This is a genomic window from Colwellia sp. F1 (assembly GCF_056238625.1).
In genome coordinates, this window is the sequence record NZ_JBWDLI010000012.1 from 70,675 (window position 1) to 87,557 (window position 16,883).

At 40.4% G+C, this 16,883-nt stretch carries 14 protein-coding genes; 2 read left to right on the forward strand and 12 right to left on the reverse strand.

The annotated features are described in order from the left end of the window. From AC0UA9_RS12525 to AC0UA9_RS12540, 4 genes are read right to left on the reverse strand one after another with little or no spacing between them, the layout of a single operon-like run. Positions 1-525, reverse strand: coding sequence for a pilus assembly protein PilP (locus AC0UA9_RS12525; RefSeq protein ID WP_475660434.1), 525 nt, complete (start codon positions 523-525; stop codon positions 1-3). Beyond that, the gene (locus tag AC0UA9_RS12530) at positions 525-1,124 is read right to left on the reverse strand and encodes a type IV pilus inner membrane component PilO (RefSeq protein ID WP_475660435.1); all 600 of its coding nucleotides are present in this window, start codon (positions 1,122-1,124) and stop codon (positions 525-527) included. Before AC0UA9_RS12530 ends, AC0UA9_RS12525 begins: the two co-directional genes overlap by 1 nt. Continuing rightward, a complete protein-coding gene (locus AC0UA9_RS12535) occupies positions 1,121-1,708 on the reverse strand; it encodes a PilN domain-containing protein (protein ID WP_475660436.1) in 588 nt (195 codons plus the stop codon). The genes AC0UA9_RS12530 and AC0UA9_RS12535 overlap by 4 nt, the downstream gene beginning before the upstream one ends. Beyond that, positions 1,696-2,775 carry a pilus assembly protein PilM gene (locus tag AC0UA9_RS12540; RefSeq protein WP_475660437.1) on the reverse strand — a complete coding sequence of 360 codons (1,080 nt, stop codon included), beginning with the start codon at positions 2,773-2,775 and terminating at the stop codon, positions 1,696-1,698. Before AC0UA9_RS12540 ends, AC0UA9_RS12535 begins: the two co-directional genes overlap by 13 nt. A gap of 127 nt (positions 2,776-2,902) precedes the next feature. On the opposite strand from AC0UA9_RS12540, the gene AC0UA9_RS12545 reads away from it, so the two are divergent. Beyond that, a complete protein-coding gene (locus AC0UA9_RS12545; RefSeq protein WP_475660438.1) occupies positions 2,903-5,497 on the forward strand; it encodes a penicillin-binding protein 1A in 2,595 nt (864 codons plus the stop codon). A gap of 159 nt (positions 5,498-5,656) precedes the next feature. Here the strand turns inward: AC0UA9_RS12545 and AC0UA9_RS12550 are convergent, their stop codons facing one another. From AC0UA9_RS12550 to argC, 7 genes are all read right to left on the reverse strand, one after another. Beyond that, entirely contained in the window at positions 5,657-5,977 is a 321-nt protein-coding gene (locus AC0UA9_RS12550) for a helix-turn-helix domain-containing protein (RefSeq protein WP_475660439.1), read from the reverse strand. 99 nt (positions 5,978-6,076) lie between these two features. Then, a complete protein-coding gene (gene argA, locus AC0UA9_RS12555) occupies positions 6,077-7,387 on the reverse strand; it encodes an amino-acid N-acetyltransferase (protein WP_475660440.1) in 1,311 nt (436 codons plus the stop codon). A 78-nt stretch (positions 7,388-7,465) separates the two neighbouring features. Further along, positions 7,466-9,394 (reverse strand): argininosuccinate lyase, encoded by a 1,929-nt coding sequence (argH, locus tag AC0UA9_RS12560; RefSeq protein WP_475660441.1) that lies wholly within the window; start codon positions 9,392-9,394, stop codon positions 7,466-7,468. A 2-nt stretch (positions 9,395-9,396) separates the two neighbouring features. Continuing rightward, entirely contained in the window at positions 9,397-10,653 is a 1,257-nt protein-coding gene (locus AC0UA9_RS12565; RefSeq protein ID WP_475660442.1) for an argininosuccinate synthase, read from the reverse strand. 53 nt (positions 10,654-10,706) lie between these two features. Next, complete coding sequence (locus AC0UA9_RS12570) at positions 10,707-11,636, reverse strand: ornithine carbamoyltransferase (protein ID WP_475660490.1); 930 nt, start codon at positions 11,634-11,636, stop codon at positions 10,707-10,709. A gap of 144 nt (positions 11,637-11,780) precedes the next feature. Then, entirely contained in the window at positions 11,781-12,560 is a 780-nt protein-coding gene (gene argB / locus AC0UA9_RS12575; protein WP_475660443.1) for an acetylglutamate kinase, read from the reverse strand. A gap of 100 nt (positions 12,561-12,660) precedes the next feature. Further along, a complete protein-coding gene (argC, locus tag AC0UA9_RS12580) occupies positions 12,661-13,707 on the reverse strand; it encodes an N-acetyl-gamma-glutamyl-phosphate reductase (RefSeq protein ID WP_475660444.1) in 1,047 nt (348 codons plus the stop codon). Between the two features lie 343 nt (positions 13,708-14,050). On the opposite strand from argC, the gene argE reads away from it, so the two are divergent. Continuing rightward, positions 14,051-15,211, forward strand: a complete 1,161-nt coding sequence (gene argE / locus AC0UA9_RS12585; protein WP_475660445.1) for an acetylornithine deacetylase — start codon at positions 14,051-14,053, stop codon at positions 15,209-15,211. Between the two features lie 34 nt (positions 15,212-15,245). Here the strand turns inward: argE and AC0UA9_RS12590 are convergent, their stop codons facing one another. Then, positions 15,246-16,616 (reverse strand): hypothetical protein, encoded by a 1,371-nt coding sequence (locus AC0UA9_RS12590; RefSeq protein ID WP_475660446.1) that lies wholly within the window; start codon positions 16,614-16,616, stop codon positions 15,246-15,248. Positions 16,617-16,883: the final 267 nt, after the last annotated feature.

The following is a 16,883-nucleotide window of genomic DNA, read 5'->3' on the forward strand; positions in this document are numbered from 1 at the left end:
TTACCTTCCTGACACAGGTTGAGCAATTTTAAGTACGGTTTCTCGCTCTACCCAACAACCTGCACCATCCGGTGCTAATTCTACTAACTTCACGCTTTTAGCACTCACTTCTTTAATACGGCCATTAAACAAGCCTAAATAATTACCAACCGATACTCTATGTAAAGTAAAGTCTGATGCTTCCATTAATGCCCAAAGTACGCCGTCATCTCCCATAGTGCCTCGCATAGTAAGGCTGCCCAACGCAAATTTTTCAAGCGGTTGCTTACGACGACGAGGATCAGGACTTAAACAACCCGACATTTGTTGAATTTTTTGCTGAATTGCTTCAGGCTCAGGCAATGAGAAAGGGCTTCTTAAATCAAAAGCCGAGTAAGCATAATGATTAAACGGGTGTACTTCTGGCATAGGGTCTATTCGGCTTGTTGTTGTCGCTTTTACTTGTTCCATGTGCGCACGAATATCGCTGGTATCATCAAAGCAGCCGGTCAGCATCACTAACGTAATTAAGATTATTATTTTCATTATTGTTTAGCCTCCTGCTCTTGGTAGCGATACGTTTTAGCTTCCAGCTTTAAATTTAATCTATCGGTATTGGTTTCAAAAATATCAATTTTAAAATCATGTAAGGTGACAATGCGCGGTAACCCCGCAATTTTACTGACAAAACTGCCAAAAGAATGATAAGAGCCGTTGACTTCAATGTCGATTGGTAGCTCAATGTAAATTTCTTTGACGATTTCAGGTTGCCATTCTAATTTTACAAACTCTAAACCACTGGTGGTACCAACAAAAGTAATATCATCTAATAAGCCCGGAATTTCATAGCTATTAGGTAGGCTTTTTAATTGCGTGGCAAAAACCTCTTCAGCCTCAATCATTTGGGCTCTAAACAGTTCTAGGTTTGCTGCAACATGGTATTTGGCTTGATATGACTCTTTTAAGGTAGCCTCTTCTGCGGTAACACGGTCAAGCTGTTCTATTTTATTTTTAACTAAACCAATGTAACCTAAAAAGAACACCATGCAAGCTAAAAATACAACCAATAAGAGTTTTGGCGCGGCAGGCCATTGACCAATATTTTCTAGGTCAAGGTCTTCAAACTGTGCTTTATCAAACTTCATTTGCCACCTCCTGTCATATTAATGGCCAGGTTGTTGCTGGTAGGCAAGTGTTGAACTCTCACTCTCATTTTAAAGCTGCTAAGTAACTTTAATGAGTCGTCGTCTGAGGTGATTGATTCTGGTGTAGCATCGGTGAATAAGTCAGATAATTCAATCGCTCTAATCATATTCGCTAAATGATTATTCGATTCACTTTTACCTATAATTTCTATGTTATTACCTTGTTTGTGTAATTGGGTGATGTAAATACCATTTGGAATTATTTTTGCTATTTCATCGAGTATTTGCGTACCAACATTACGACTACGCTGTAATTCTTCAACGACATCAATGCGTTTTTGCAAGTTCGCTTTTTTTTCGTTTAGTGTTTTAATTTCTGCTATTTGTATATCAAGTTGTTGAATTTCATTTTTTAAAAAAAGATTACGTGATACCTGACCATCAACGCGCGCTTGAAAATATAGATTGATTATAAAAATTAATAAAAATGAAAACAATCCAACAGCAATTAGCGTGCTAAAATAAGCTTTTTGTTTTGCTTTGAGAACTTCCTCTCGCCAAGGAAGGAGGTTTATATGTGCCATGGCGTAAAACTCCTTAACGCTAATCCTGTCGCCACGGTTAACTGTGAGGCAACCTTATCAAGTTCTTCTTTATTAATAGTTTCTGCTATTGTCATGTTATTAAAAGGATTTGCCACCACAGTATGTACCCCTAACTCTTCAGTTAACAGGTTTTCAAGATCTTGAATAGCGGCTGTTCCCCCAGACACCAGTAGGTAATCTACTTGAGATAAACCACTTGAGGTGAGAAACATTTGAATAGCTCGGCGTATTTGTTGCATTAATATGGTGTGAAACGGGGCTAACACTTCAAAAGTGTAATTAGGCGGTAAATCATTAGTGACTTTAGCTGCTTCCGCATCTTCAAAGGATTTGTTGTAATACGAAACTATGGAGCGGGTGTACTGCTCTCCGCCAAACATTTGGTCACGGCTATAAAGGTGTTTACCCGCTTTTGTCACTGAAAAAAGTGTCATGGTAGCGCCAATATCAACAATAGCGACTATTTTATCTTTAGCGTCATCGGGTAATTGTGATAAGCATAAATCATGAGTACGACTTACCGCATAGGATTCAACATCAATCACTTTGGTGGTGAAACCGCCACTCTCTAACGCAGCAACTCGAGCTTCAATAGACTCTGTACGCGCTGCACTTAGGAGGACATTGACTTTACTCGGATCAGACTCATTTACATCTAAACTTTCAAAGTCTAGGCTTACTTCATCTAACGGATAAGGAATTAAGCTGTCTGCTTCAATTTCAATTTGACTAGCAAGCTCTTCTTCATTGAGGGACACATCCATATAGATTATTTTGGTGATTACGGTTTGCCCTGAAACCGCTGCCGCTGCGTCCGTTGCTTGAGATGGTATTTTTTTACGTATTTTGGCAATAACTTTACCAACAACTTCAATATCTTGAATTTCACGGTCAACAACTGCCCCCCTTACCATAGGTTCAATAGCAAAGTTTTCTAATACATAGCCTTCACTATTTTGGCTAAGTAAAACCGCTTTAACAGCATGAGACCCAATATCGATCCCTACTATCATAGACGTTTTCTTTTTCCATAAATTGTCTAGCATAACGACTCACTAAATTATGTTATTTTAATTATTTTAGATATGATTCCATATAAATACATTTATTACATGCTTTTACAAGATATACTAGCATTATCTAAATATTTCCCCAATAAAAAGAGTGATTACCGTGTTTTCAGTCAAAAAAGTCATAAAATCAACGTTGATTTTAATATTTATCGCTATTTTTGGTGTTTGTATATTGTATTTCAATTTGCGCAGTGAGCTACCTAATATTGACTCTTTAAAAGATGTTCAATGGCAAACACCCATGCAAATTTATAGTCAAGATGGTTTTTTAATTTCACAATTTGGTGAAAAAAAACGTATACCGTTAACTTTTGATGAAATTCCACAACAATTAATTGATGCGTTGTTAGCAACAGAAGACGATAGATTTTATTTTCATTTTGGTGTTGATCCGATTGGCATGGGGCGTGCCATACTAGGTAGGCTTACCGGTAACGATAAAGGCGGCGCTAGCACGATTACAATGCAAGTTGCACGTAACTTTTTTTTAACGAGAGAAGTCACTTATATCCGTAAAATTCGGGAAATATTCTTATCTTTTCATATTGAAAGCTTACTCACTAAAAATGAAATATTGGCGTTATATATTAACAAGATTCCGTTAGGGCATCGCTCTTTCGGTTTTGGGGCAGCTGCACAAGTATATTATGGTAAAGCGCTAAACCAGCTGAATTTAGCGCAAATAGCGGTATTGGCCGGTTTACCTAAAGCGCCCTCTACCTATAACCCTATTAGCCGACCAGACCGCGCTAAAAGCCGTCGTACTACAGTACTGTACCGTATGCTTGTAAGCGGTTATATCACTGATGAAGAGTACCAACAGGCAAAAAATGCGCCCATTACGGGTAAACGACACGGCGCTGAAATAGAACTTAACGCCCCCTATGTAGCTGAAATGGCACATCAAAAAATGATTGAGCTTTATGGTAAAGAGCAAGCTTATACAAGAGGGTTTAAGGTATTTACCACCATTACTAATAAATTACAACAAGCCGCTCACCAGGCTGTTACGCGCAATTTATTAGGTTATGATCAGCGCCATGGCTATCGTGGCGCTATGTTTTCGCTTCGCCCTAACCTAGCTGAAAACTCAGTAAACAATGAAAATACTGCTGAGCAAAATGTAGTACCCCCTTTAACGGAGGAAGAAATCTCAACCGCGCTTAGTCAGGTAAATTATTATCAAAACTTAGTGCCTGCCGTAGTCACTAAGGTAGACGAGCGTGAGGTCACTATTACCTTGCGCAATAAACAACAAGCGATTATCCCTTGGGCTGGTATGGCTTGGGCTCGTCCGTTTATCAATGATGAAAAACAAGGCCCTCCTCCTGCAACTGCCGCTGAAATTATGACTTATGGCGATGTAATTCTGGTAAGCCCGTTGGCCACTAACAAATACCGCCTTAGTCAGTTACCTATTGCAAGTGCCGCCATGGTTTCAATATCACCCGACGACGGTGCAATAAAAGCCGCCGTTGGTGGCTTTAGTTATAAACAGAGTCAATTTAACCGTGTTACCCAAGCTAAACGTCAAGTGGGTTCAAACATTAAACCTTTTATTTATTCCGCTGCATTAGAGCAAGGCATTACACTGGCGACATTGATTAACGATGCCCCTATTAATCAATGGGATAGAAGCACTGGCGTTGTTTGGCGCCCTAAAAACTCACCCGAAACCTATGTTGGACCATTAAGAGTTCGATTAGCTTTGGCACAATCAAAAAACGTGATTGCAGTAAGGTTGCTAAAAAGAATTGGCCTAGATCACGCCATTAATCACCTTTCTTCTTTTGGCTTTGCGCCTGATGAACTGCCTAGAAACGAATCACTTGCTTTGGGCTCTGCTTCATTAACCCCATTAGAAGTTGCGACTGGTTTTGCGACTTTCGCTAATGGTGGCTTTTTAATTGACCCCTATTTAGTAGCACGTGTTGAAACAGCAGAAGGCGAGGTTGTTTTTCAAGTCAATCCTCGTTTAGCTTGTGATCCATGTAAAATAGAAAACTCAGCGATGAGTTCAGCTGAAGTAATAGCCAAGGACACCACTGTGCTAGACAGTGCAGATTTGCCTTCCCCAGCATTAGCATATACTGAGCCCACCACTCAAACGTTGTCAGCACCTCGAGCGATTTCAGCGCAAAATGCTTTTTTAATTACCCAAGCACTGAATAGTGCCATATGGGGAGCTGACTGGTCTGCAGAAAACCCTTGGCAAGGCACCGGTTGGCGCGGTCGCGTATTGAAACGTAAGGATATCGCAGGTAAAACAGGAACAACGAACGAAGGTAAAGATGCTTGGTTTTCTGGTTTTTCTCGCCGTTTAGTGACCACTTCTTGGATAGGCTTTGATGATCCGAGTCGAAGCTTAGGTAGAACAGTTTATAATAGAAACTTAGGGAAAAACCAAATAACTGGAACAGAAGCGGGGGCTAAGTCAGCTCAACCTGCTTGGATAGATTTTATGAAGGTTGCCTTAACTGACATTGACTATGAACCATTTGAGCCCCCAACTGGTATTGTTTCTGTGCGTATTGATAAAAAAACCGGCAAGCTTACAACCAGTACCAATAAGAGTAGTTTATTTGAATACTTTAAAGTAGGTACAGCACCCACCGAGTATGTAAGCGAAGACAATAGTATTGATATTTTTCAACACAACGAGAGCATTAAAACACCAGTCGATGAATTGTTTTAAGCACAGTATTAAGGTGTAGTGTTAAAGTCTTGCAATGGTATCAGGGTTAAGGTGTGGTATTGATCACGCCTTAAACCGTGCGTATAAAAACAAGTGCTGTAACTAATCTTTAGAAGAAGGGAGTCACGTTCAGCTAATATGGTGATTAAGCAATTTAGGCTATTTACGTTTACCCTGGTTCTTCGATTTAACTAATGAACGTGCAATTGCGAGCAAGTCAGGTGAAATATCTTCCGCGCCTGTTTTTATTAATTTAGTCACATCACCTGATGAAAATAATGAGCCACGTTCAGATTTTACCCCTAAAGATCTCACATAATCTTTAGTTTTTCCGGTGCTGCCCGTATCAATATATTTAAAAATAACTTGTTCGTTAAAGCTTTGCGGCGCTTTTTTTAACGTCGCTATTTGCTCGGTAAGGGATACTATTTCTTGTTCTAACGAAGTGATTAATTCTGAAAGGTTTGATGAAGATGTCATTGGTTAACTCTTATAAAGATCGGGCTCGGTAAAACCTTATTGTAGCGCGAATACAACAAGGTATATAGCCTGATATTTTTCAACCGACAAAAGGTGGGCTTATATCTCTTTCATAAATATTTTAGATTTACGCTGAAAGTTATACAATTTCTGTTTGCTTTCGGGGAGCTTATTCATTGGCTGCTCAATAAAACCTTGTTCTTGAAACCAATGCCCACTCACTGTTGTTAACACAAAGATTGACGATAACTGTAATCGTTTAGCTTCTTCTTCTAACGCCGCCATTAACCGACCACCACGGTTGCCTTTGCGATAATCAGGGTGAATGGCAACACAGGCAATTTCGCCTGTTTTTGCATCAGAATAAGGGTAAAGTGCAGCACAAGCGATGATCATCTCTTCTTTTTTAAGCACTATAAATTGATTTATTTCAACTTCAAGCAACTCTCGTGAGCGTTTAACTAAAATTCCTTCTGCCTCAAGGGGGGCGAGTAGTTCTAAAATACCGGCGACATCGTCAATAGTCGCTACCGACACTTGCTCTTTGTGATCTTTAGCAATAAGTGTTCCGGCGCCATCCCGTGTAAATAGCTCTTGAAGTAAGGCTGTATCACTTTGATAGTTCACGCAATGACAGCGCTCTACGCCATTCTCACCGCTTTGGATAATCGCGCGTAATAATAGTTGGCGCACATGGCAGTCTTTGTCATCTAATAAAGTTTTTACTCGGCGTACACTACAGCTTTTAATGAGCTTCCCTGACTCGTCCAGTAAGCCTTCATCTTTAGTTAGAGTGATTAACTTGTCTGCATTTAAGTTAATTGCCGTTTGGGCTGCTACATCTTCTAATGCTAGGTTAAACACTTCACCTGTTGGGGAGTAACCAATAGGGGATAACAACACTATAGAGCCATAATTTAGCTGCATATGTATGCCTTCAGCGTCTATTCTTCGTACTGTGCCGGTATATTTGTAATCAACGCCATCACGTACGCCCATGGGTTTGGCAATAACAAAGTTACCTGTGCTTACTCTAATTTGTGAGCCATGCATGGGTGAGTTAGCAAGACCTGTTGTTAATAAGCCTTCGATGTGCAAACGTAAAGAGCCTGTTGCATCTTTCACGGCGCTAAGTGTGTTGGCATCGGTAACGCGAATATTTTTTTCAATAATACGCTCAATATTACGTTGTGCCATACGCTCTTCAATTTGTGGCCGTGCGCCGTGCACAATAACCAGTTTAACACCTAAACTTCTTAACAATGCAATATCATGAATAATATTGGCAAAATTGGGGTGCAAAACAGCTTCACCTCCAAACATTAATACCACTGTTTTACCGCGGTGAGCATTAATATAGGGTGCGGCGTTTCTAAACCATTTAACGTAATTTTGATCGCTATTATTCATCTATTTATTCTTTCAGTGTAGGGGCTTACTGTTTATTGCGCAGGCAGCTTTTATTGGCCAACTTTTTATTACTTGCTGCTATTTTCCTTGCCCAAGAATATATTCCATAGCAACTTCATCTGCCGGATCTTTATGCGGATTTGGCTCACTGTCTTCAATAATATTTTCAGCTAACGACTGCTTGTCAATCACACTAAAACCTAATTTAGTGAAGTAGCTTGGAATATAAGTTAATACAATGATTTGCTTTAACTCCATTTGATAAGCAAACTCGAGTAAGTATTGGACGAGTGCTTCACCCTGCCCTTGGCTCTGCGCTGCTTTATCCACCACAACAGAGCGAATTTCTGCCAGACCTGGTTGATAAATATAAAGTGATGCACAACCAACAACAACACCGTCTAACTCTGCAACAACAAAGTTTTGTACATCGTGAATAATGTTATCAAGGGTTCGTGGTAATACTTCGCCTTTATCAGCTTGTACATTGACTAATTGATGAATTTTGTCTACGTCTGACATACGCGCTCTACGAACCGACATCGCAGCAGCTCGTTGGGCATTCAAGCGTTGTTTCACCTGCTTAAGCGCTATTTTAATTTGTTGCTTACCTGGTGCGCCGACAACTTGTTCATTTAAGATTTCTTCATTGCCCGTTGCTAATGCTTTTTCTACTTGTGAACGTGAAGTGCCACCTAATGCTTCTCGCTTGTCCAGTGTTGATTCAATGGATAGATGCTGGTAAACATCTTGCTCAATTTTAGTGCTAAATGCTTGCAGTTGAGAAATAGTTAAGTCTTCTAACGGACACCCCTGTGCAATAGCGGCTAAGACAACTTCACCCACGATATGGTGGGCTTCACGGAACGGAATGTCTTTGCCAACTAAATAATCAGCCAGTTCCGTTGCGTTAGCGTAGCCTTGCTGAGCCGCAGCGAGTGTACGGTTTCTATTAACTTTTAAACCGTCTGCTACTAACACTGCCATTTCCATACACTCTTGCCATGTATCAAGCGCGTCAAAGAGCCCTTCTTTGTCTTCTTGCATATCTTTGTTATAAGCAAGTGCCAATGCTTTCATGGTAGTAAGCATGCCGGTTAACGAGCCAAAAACACGTCCTGCTTTGCCGCGAATTAATTCACACGCATCAGGGTTTTTCTTTTGCGGCATTAATGATGAGCCTGAGCTAACTAAGTCGCTCATTTCAACAAAGCCTGCTTCCCCTGAATTGTAAAACACTAAGTCTTCAGCAAAGCGTGACAAATGCACCATTGAAATACTAGCAGTGGACAGCAATTCTATTACGTGATCTCGGTCTGATACCGCATCTAAGCTGTTCATGGTTGCCGTTCTAAAGCCTAAACGACTGGCTAAAGCGTTGCGATCAATCGGGTAAGCAGTACCCGCCAATGCGCCTGAGCCTAAGGGTGATACGTCTAAACGGTAAAGTGCATCTTTTAAACGGCCAATATCACGGTTAAACATTTCTACATAAGCTAAACACCAATGCCCAAAAGTGACTGGTTGAGCCCGCTGTAAGTGGGTGTAGCCGGGCAGTACCGTGTCTTTTTCACGTTCAGCTAGGTTCATCATGGCTTGTTGCAAATTAACCAGGGCGAATAACAATTCGCCACCAGTTTCTTTACACCAAAGCTTTAGGTCAGTGGCGACTTGGTCATTACGACTGCGGCCGGTATGGAGTTTCTTGCCTAAATCACCTGTTTTTTCAATTAGCTGAATTTCAACCCAACTATGGATGTCTTCAGCATCTGACAATAGTATTTGTTTCGGGTTCTCTTCAACCGACACTTTTAACTCGTTCAGTGCTGCGGTTAAACGAACCAGTTCATTGTCATTTAACACACCAACTTCATGAATCGCCTGGGCCCAAGCAATTGAGCCTACAATATCTTGTACTGCCATGCGGTAATCAACAGGTAACGAGTCATTGAATTTTTTAAATTGTACGCTCGCTTTTTCTTTAAAACGTCCACCCCATAATGCCATTACTATTCTGCCTTATCTTTTGAAGAGTTTTTTTGAGAAAGTGCCGTTATACGGCTAGATAAACTGAATAAGCGGATAAAACCTTCTGCATGTTTTTGGTCGTAAACATCATCGGCACCAAAGGTTGCAAACTCTTCAGAATATAAAGAATTAGGCGAACGACGTTGCGTTACTTGTGCCATCCCTTTATACATTTTCACCACAACATCACCCGTTACTTGCTCAGCAAATGATGCCGCTGAGGCTAACTGTGCTTTGGCAAGTGGCGTGAACCAACGTCCATCATAGATTACATGAGAAAATTCAAGCCCTACCGATTCACGGTACTTAAGTGACTCTTTATCTAAAATTAACGATTCTAAGCCTTTATAAGCCGCCATTAATACTGTGCCACCTGGTGTTTCATAACAACCACGCGATTTCATGCCCACTAAACGGTTTTCAACGATATCGATACGGCCAACACCATGTGCTGCGGCCTTCTCATTTAAGTAAACTAAGGCTTCATAAGCACCAGCACCACTTGGCGAGAAGTCTTTCCCGTCTACTGCTACTAATTCACCTTTATCAAAACTTAAGGTTACCTTGCCTGGTTCATCTGGTGCATCCATCGGATCAACAGTCATGGTCCACACTTCTTTCGACGGCTCACACCACGGGTCTTCTAATTCACCACCTTCGTGAGAAATATGCCAAGCGTTAGCGTCACGGCTATAAATTTTAGTCAGTGATGCTGCACAAGGAATGTTACGCTCGGCTAAATAATCAAGTAGATCTTCACGTGATACCATATCCCACTCACGCCATGGTGCTATAACGGTTAGCTCTGGCGCTAATGCAGCAAAGCAAGCTTCAAAACGTACTTGGTCATTACCTTTACCCGTACAACCGTGACAAACAGCGTCAGCACCAACTTTTAACGCAACTTCGATGTGTGCTTTAGCAATAATTGGGCGTGCCATTGACGTGCCAAGTAAATATTGTCCTTCGTATACTGCACCTGTTTTAAGAATGGGATAAATATAGTCTTTAACATATTCTTCTTTTAGGTCGGCTACATAACATTCTGAAGCTCCTGAGGCGATCGCTTTTTCTTTAATACCTTCTAATTCTTCTTCGCCTTGGCCAACGTCAGCACAAAAAGCAACAACTTCACAGTTATCATAGTTTTCTTTTAACCATGGAATAATTGCCGAGGTGTCTAAACCACCCGAATACGCTAATACCACTTTTTTAATTTTTTTCTTTTGAATACTCATGTGTTTTTCTCTAAATTTGGTTAAATCGTGTGTTAATTATTTTTTCAATAAGGTTAATGGGTAAATAAGCTGACTAAAACAGCATTTTGTGCCCACATTCTATTTTCAGCTTGCTGAAAAACCACCGACATTTCGCTGTCAAATAACGCGGTCGTGATCTCTTCTTCTAGGTGTGCTGGTTGGCAATGCATAACGATATTCGCTTGGCTGCTTTGCATTAAGGCATGGTTGACTTGATAAGGGGCAAAGTGGGCTAACACTTGTGCTTTTTTACTGTCGTCTTCATCACCCATAGAAATCCAAGTATCAGTATAAATTATATCTTGCGTGCCAATGGCATTTATATCAGTCGTTATATGTAATTTCGCATTTGACTGCTTAGCAATTGCTTGTGTTTTGTCAATTATATCTGCTTGTGCTTCATAGCCTACAGGGGTCACTAAAGTAAAATCAACCCCTAATGTCGCGGCCATAAGCATTAAAGAATTAGACACATTATTACCATCGCCAACATACGCTAATTTGATCTTGTGTAAATTGGCTGGATCACCTTGGGCACAAAGCTCTGTTAAGGTAACAAAATCAGCTAGTGCCTGGCAGGGGTGATACAAATCACATAGGGCATTGATCACCGGCACTGTTGCATGCTTTGCTAACCCTTGAATTGAATCATGGCTAAATACACGGGCAACGATGGCATCAGCAAAGCATGAAAGGTTTTTAGCATAATCACTCACCCGCTCGCGCTCACCTAATTTACCATTTTGTTGACCTAAATAAAGGGCATGGCCACCGAGTTTATTAATACCCATATCAAAGCTAACGTGCGTTCTTAATGAGGGTTTTTCAAAAATCATCGCAACTGATTTACCCGCTAATGCTTGGTTGTAATTCGCTGGGTTATTTTTAATGTCGATGGCTAGCGCAATTAAAGCGAATAATTGATTTTTATTTAGCTGGTCATCAGCTAAAAAATTAGAAATTTTTACTGCGTTGTTTTGTTGTAACATAGGTTTCTCAATGCAATGAAGCTAAAGCCTGCTTTTTTAGCATAAGGTTAAAAGCAGAGTAACTGCTAAGGGTAACAAAATTGGAGCGTGTTAGCGCATAATATTTACTAAAAAACCCTAGTCGGGCAATATTTGTGTGCCCATACCTTGGCCACTTAATAGGCTAGGGATTTGTTCAGGTAATTGCCAACTCGCCACAGCAATACTTCGTCGTAACTGATTTGCAGCCTGTAAAGCGGCATTCACTTTAGCTGTCATACCGCCGGCAATAACGCCTTGTTCGATGAGTGTTTTTGCTTCACTGCCGCTGAGCGACGTTAAATACTCCCCATCGCTACCCTTTACGCCATTAACATCAGTTAATAATAACAGCTCTGCGTTAAGTAACTGACAGATAGCCACAGCGGCATCGTCAGCATTTACATTCACTAAATCACCATTGGCTAAAGTACCAATGGAAGAAATAACCGGTAAAAAATTGTTGTTTAATAACACATCAAGCAATTGGCTTGATTTAGGTGCTGGTACACCCACTTCACCTAAATCTAACGGCGACTTAGTGCAAGCGATCATATCGCCATCAGCTAAAGATAGACCTACTGCTGGTAAATTCATGCTGCTTGCACTGCCAACAATGGATTTATTTACCGTACCTGCTAAAGCACCGCCAATCAGATCAATTTGTGCTTTGGGGGTTACCCGCAAACCGTGTTTCTTTTGCGTGGTAAAGCCAGCTTGAGCTAACATCTCGTCGACCACACAACCACCACCATGGACTAATACCACTTTAGCATCCGCTTTAAGACCAGCAATGACCACTAACAAGGCATTAAGTGCATCGGCTTTTTCTAAAATAGCGCCGCCAATTTTTATCACTAAAGGATTATGGTTACTCATTTAATTTCTCTTTACTTTTTAGTTTGGGGTCAACACCCAGTGGGTGGTAGTTATCGTTTAGCCGTTACAGTCGAGCACCTAGTAACCGAGCAATTATGGCCTAGCCATTACGCCCAAGCAAACTATATTCACTTGGCAAGCCAAGTGCAATATTAAAACATTGCAATGCCTGTGATGAAGCGCCTTTAAGCAAGTTATCAAGGGCACAACTCACTACCACAACCTGTTTTTCTTCATCAACTTGCCAGTGCACATCTGCAAACGGTGTGTGAGCAACATTATCAATTTGTGGCCACGCCTTAACCAGCCTTACTAGTGGTTGGTTGCTGTAGGCTTGCTCAAATGCTAAGTCAACTTGCTGAGCGGTGACGCCCGCTTTTAACTGCATTGTTACCGTTGCCAATAAACCGCGTTTATAAGGGGCTAAGTGAGGGTTAAAAATAACCTCTGCGCTAGCTTCTTGCGATATTTCAGGTTGGTGTCTGTGTTGTAAAATATTATAAGGTCTTAAGCTTACTTCATTAAAGCTTGTCGCTAGTGTTGCGTTTCTGCCTGCGCCTGTAACGCCACTAATGCCATTTACCACAATTAATGCATTATCAACATGAAGGTTATTACTGGTAATAGGCTTTAAAGAAAGTAAACTTGCGGTTGGGTAACAGCCAGGCACGGCCACTAAGTTTGCTGCTGCAATATCGCTGTGCTGCCATTCTGCTAAACCATACTTTGCTTGCGCCAAGGCGCTAATGTTGGCATGTTCAAAACCATAATATTTAGGGTAATCTGCAGCACTTTTTAATCTAAAGCCACCTGAAAGATCAAACACCTTAATGCCAGCATCAACAAATTTTTGTGCCCAATCAGCACTAAACTCATGGGGAGTAGCAAAAAATACCGCATCTAATGCTTGGCTAGCATTAAGGACATGCTCTTCAAACCACTGTTGTGAAAATGATGCCAAAGGGATATCACACACCCCTTGCCAGCGTCCATGTAATTCACTAAAAAGCGCTCCGTAAGAAGCAGAGTTTTCAGAGACAACTAAGTGTTGTATTGACACTTGATCGTGCTGAGATAATAAACCAACTAATTCTGCCCCTGCGTAACCACTTGCGCCGATAACAGCAACATTTTGAATTTTTAACACTGCATAAACCTTTTTTATTCAAATAATTAATAACGATATGATTTTTAATAGAATAACCATTCTCTTATAACTAAAGCATCCAAGCGATAATAAAATAATTACCTAATCTCGCCCATGTCGTTCTAAGTGGTCACTTCTTTAATGCGGAATGGTATACACTATACCTTTTGAAGTACTGTACCTTTTGAAATACTATGCTTTTTTTAAAGAGCTAGCCTTATTACAGCAGGTTATTTACACTAGAAAAAAGCAATTTACCAGTTACTGGGTAGTTATGCAACTATTAAGCATAACTATTTGGTTTTTTATGCCAATTATTATTTAATCGTGAGGGACGCTTTCTATGCCGCAACTACCTAACTTTACCGACTCTTTAACTCAATTGATTGCTAGTGCATCAATTAGTTCAACTCAGCCAAGTTGGGATCAAGGTAACCTTGATATTATTCAATTGCTTGCCACCTGGTTCGAGCAATTAGGCTTTACCATCCAAATTCAAAAAGTGCCTGAAACAAGTAACAAATATAATTTATTAGCTAAGCTTGGCAGCGGTGAAGGTGGTCTATTATTAGCAGGACATAGCGATACTGTGCCTTTTGACGAAAGCCGCTGGCTAAGTGATCCGATGAGCCTTGTTAACAAAGATGACAAGTTTTATGGCTTAGGTACTTGTGATATGAAAGGCTTTTTTGCTTTTATTTTACAAGCCTGTAAAACGCTAGATCTGAAAAAATTAAAGAAACCTTTATATGTGTTAGCTACCGCAGATGAAGAAACCACTATGGCTGGTGCTCGCTTTTTTGCCCAAAGCCAAGCAATAAAGCCTGATGTTGCTATTGTAGGCGAGCCCACGAATTTAGTCCCGGTGATCATGCATAAAGGTCATATGTCACACCGTATCAGTGTACAAGGTCAATCTGGGCATTCAAGTAAACCAAGCCTAGGGGTGAATGCCATTGAAATTATGTATGAAGTTATTGGCGCATTAATTGAGTTAAAAGAAAAATTTAACCTGAATTATAAAAATAATGCCTTTGACGTCCCCTCACCAACCTTAAACATGGGAGCCATTAAAGGCGGTGATAATTCAAACCGAATTTGTGGGCACTGTGAGTTAGATATTGATTTACGTTCTTTACCTAGCATGAGTGATGATGAATTATTACATTGGCTCAGCGAAGCGTTAAAGCCATTGGCTGAAAAATACCCTGCGCGCATTAGCTTTGAAGAACTACATCCAAGCTCACCTAGCTTTGAACAAGATAAAGACACAACAAGTGATAGCTGTATTGTGTCTATTGCTGAAGAAATCAGCGGTCATTCATGCTGCGCAGTAAACTATGCTACCGAAGCACCCTATATTCAACAGCTGGGCTGTCAAACTATTGTTTTAGGCCCTGGTTCAATAAACCAAGCCCACCAACCGAATGAATTTTTGGCACACAGCGAAATAGAAAAAACTGATAAGTTGTTACTGTCAATGATCCAGCGATATTGTCTTTAATATTGCTAAGCCGCAAGCGATTTTCGTTTGCGGCTTACTTATCTTCTTTATTCCACAGTTTTTGGTTGTTTTTAACAGAAAAATATTCATTGGCGTGCCAACACCGTGGTAACAAGTCGAGCTGTTGTCGCTCTTGGTAGTTTGACGACAGTAACTCAAGAATTTCATTCAAGCGCTCTTTACTTAAGCTAGCAATTTTTTTGGCCATTTGTGGGAAGTACAAATTATTCACTTTTTTTACGGTAACATTGTGGCCATAACCAATGAAGGTAAGCTTTCTGGTCGCATTACGACATAAAGGCTCTTCGGGGTTGGCTGGGTAGAGCCTATTAACAATGGCATACTCATAACAGTCACCTAGTTGCCCCATTTCATCTACTGGCATGTGAATAACACCATACCCTTGAGGAAACATACCGGTAATTTGATACAGCGCATCGACCACTCTTTGAGAGCAAACCCCCAACTCTGCATTTTTGTCTAAAACCTGAAACACTTTAGGTAACACTTTATAGTTATAATTCGCTTTGGTTGAAAAAATAATAGACACATAAATTTGAGGCACTTTTAATAAATTACCTAAGCCTTGCCCAGCTTTAAAACTGGTTTTAATTAACTTTTTTATAAACTGGTGTTTAAGCTGCTCTTCAAGTACAAAGTCATCGCGATCACCTTTGCTGTTTCCTGAATAATGCCGCATGCCAATGCCGTTTGATATATAGCCAAGGGTTTGATTATGATTAATCTGCAGTAATTGCTTTCTTTGATGCGCCTCTAAAGTACGGTTAGGGTCTTCAGTACCATCTGCACCACAGAGAATCGCTTGCGCCTTTGCATGGTGGTGACCTATATCTTGTAGTAAAGCAGCCATAATCAGTGGTACTTTAACAAGCTCTGTAAAGCGAGCTTGTTCTGCTATATTCAGCTCTGCAAAAGACTTTCCTTCAAACTCTGCCAATACCTTCTGAATATACGGATCATTCAACTTATTATCTAACAGCAGTCGGTCAAGTAAACGTAAACATAAAATCGCCTTATACAGCCCTTTACTTTTTTCATTGCTAACCGTTACCTTGTTGCCTTCAGTTGGACTAATTAATTGAATAGTGCCAAGTAGCTGGGCAGACTTTTTATTGCTTTCTTCAAAACTACTCCCTTCCGTTAATTCAATTATAGCATCACATATAGATTGTAAATGGCTATGGCGCTCTGTTTGCTCGAGTTTATGTAAGATTTGGCTGTCAGCATTTACGGTCGCATCGGTCGTAATAAATTCGTGATGCTCAAAATAATTAATAGCACGTTCAAGCACAGAGTCCTTTAACACGCTGCGGCCATAAATTTTTTCAATTAGAATATGGGCCTGGCGGGTGTAGTGTGTTTGGTGTTGAGCACTTGTAGTCATGTATTAAGTTATTTATATAAGCAAGAGGTGAAAGACAATAATGCTAGAAAAAACGCAACTAAGCAACAAATTCAAAAGTAAATACCCTGAATGCTAAAGGGTATTTTATATGTAATCTATGGTTGTTTTTCGCTTGTTTTTAGGGGGATATAATTAATATATAATGCAAGGTTTGCCATAATTCAACTCAGTCACTGAGAGAAACTAGGCCTTTTCAGTGTTATGTATCAACGCAGTAGGCAAGATGCCATTGCGTCAATCTACTGG

Bases quoted from the DNA above. Each gene is read 5' to 3' on its own strand.
- AC0UA9_RS12525 (WP_475660434.1), bottom strand. From the start codon at position 525: ATGAAAATAATAATCTTAATTACGTTAGTGATGCTGACCGGCTGCTTT.
- AC0UA9_RS12530 (WP_475660435.1), bottom strand. From the start codon at position 1,124: ATGAAGTTTGATAAAGCACAGTTTGAAGACCTTGACCTAGAAAATATT.
- AC0UA9_RS12535 (WP_475660436.1), bottom strand. From the start codon at position 1,708: ATGGCACATATAAACCTCCTTCCTTGGCGAGAGGAAGTTCTCAAAGCA.
- AC0UA9_RS12540 (WP_475660437.1), bottom strand. From the start codon at position 2,775: ATGCTAGACAATTTATGGAAAAAGAAAACGTCTATGATAGTAGGGATC.
- AC0UA9_RS12550 (WP_475660439.1), bottom strand. From the start codon at position 5,977: ATGACATCTTCATCAAACCTTTCAGAATTAATCACTTCGTTAGAACAA.
- argA (WP_475660440.1), bottom strand. From the start codon at position 7,387: ATGAATAATAGCGATCAAAATTACGTTAAATGGTTTAGAAACGCCGCA.
- argH (WP_475660441.1), bottom strand. From the start codon at position 9,394: ATGGCATTATGGGGTGGACGTTTTAAAGAAAAAGCGAGCGTACAATTT.
- AC0UA9_RS12565 (WP_475660442.1), bottom strand. From the start codon at position 10,653: ATGAGTATTCAAAAGAAAAAAATTAAAAAAGTGGTATTAGCGTATTCG.
- argB (WP_475660443.1), bottom strand. From the start codon at position 12,560: ATGAGTAACCATAATCCTTTAGTGATAAAAATTGGCGGCGCTATTTTA.
- argE (WP_475660445.1), top strand. From the start codon at position 14,051: ATGCCGCAACTACCTAACTTTACCGACTCTTTAACTCAATTGATTGCT.
- AC0UA9_RS12590 (WP_475660446.1), bottom strand. From the start codon at position 16,616: ATGACTACAAGTGCTCAACACCAAACACACTACACCCGCCAGGCCCAT.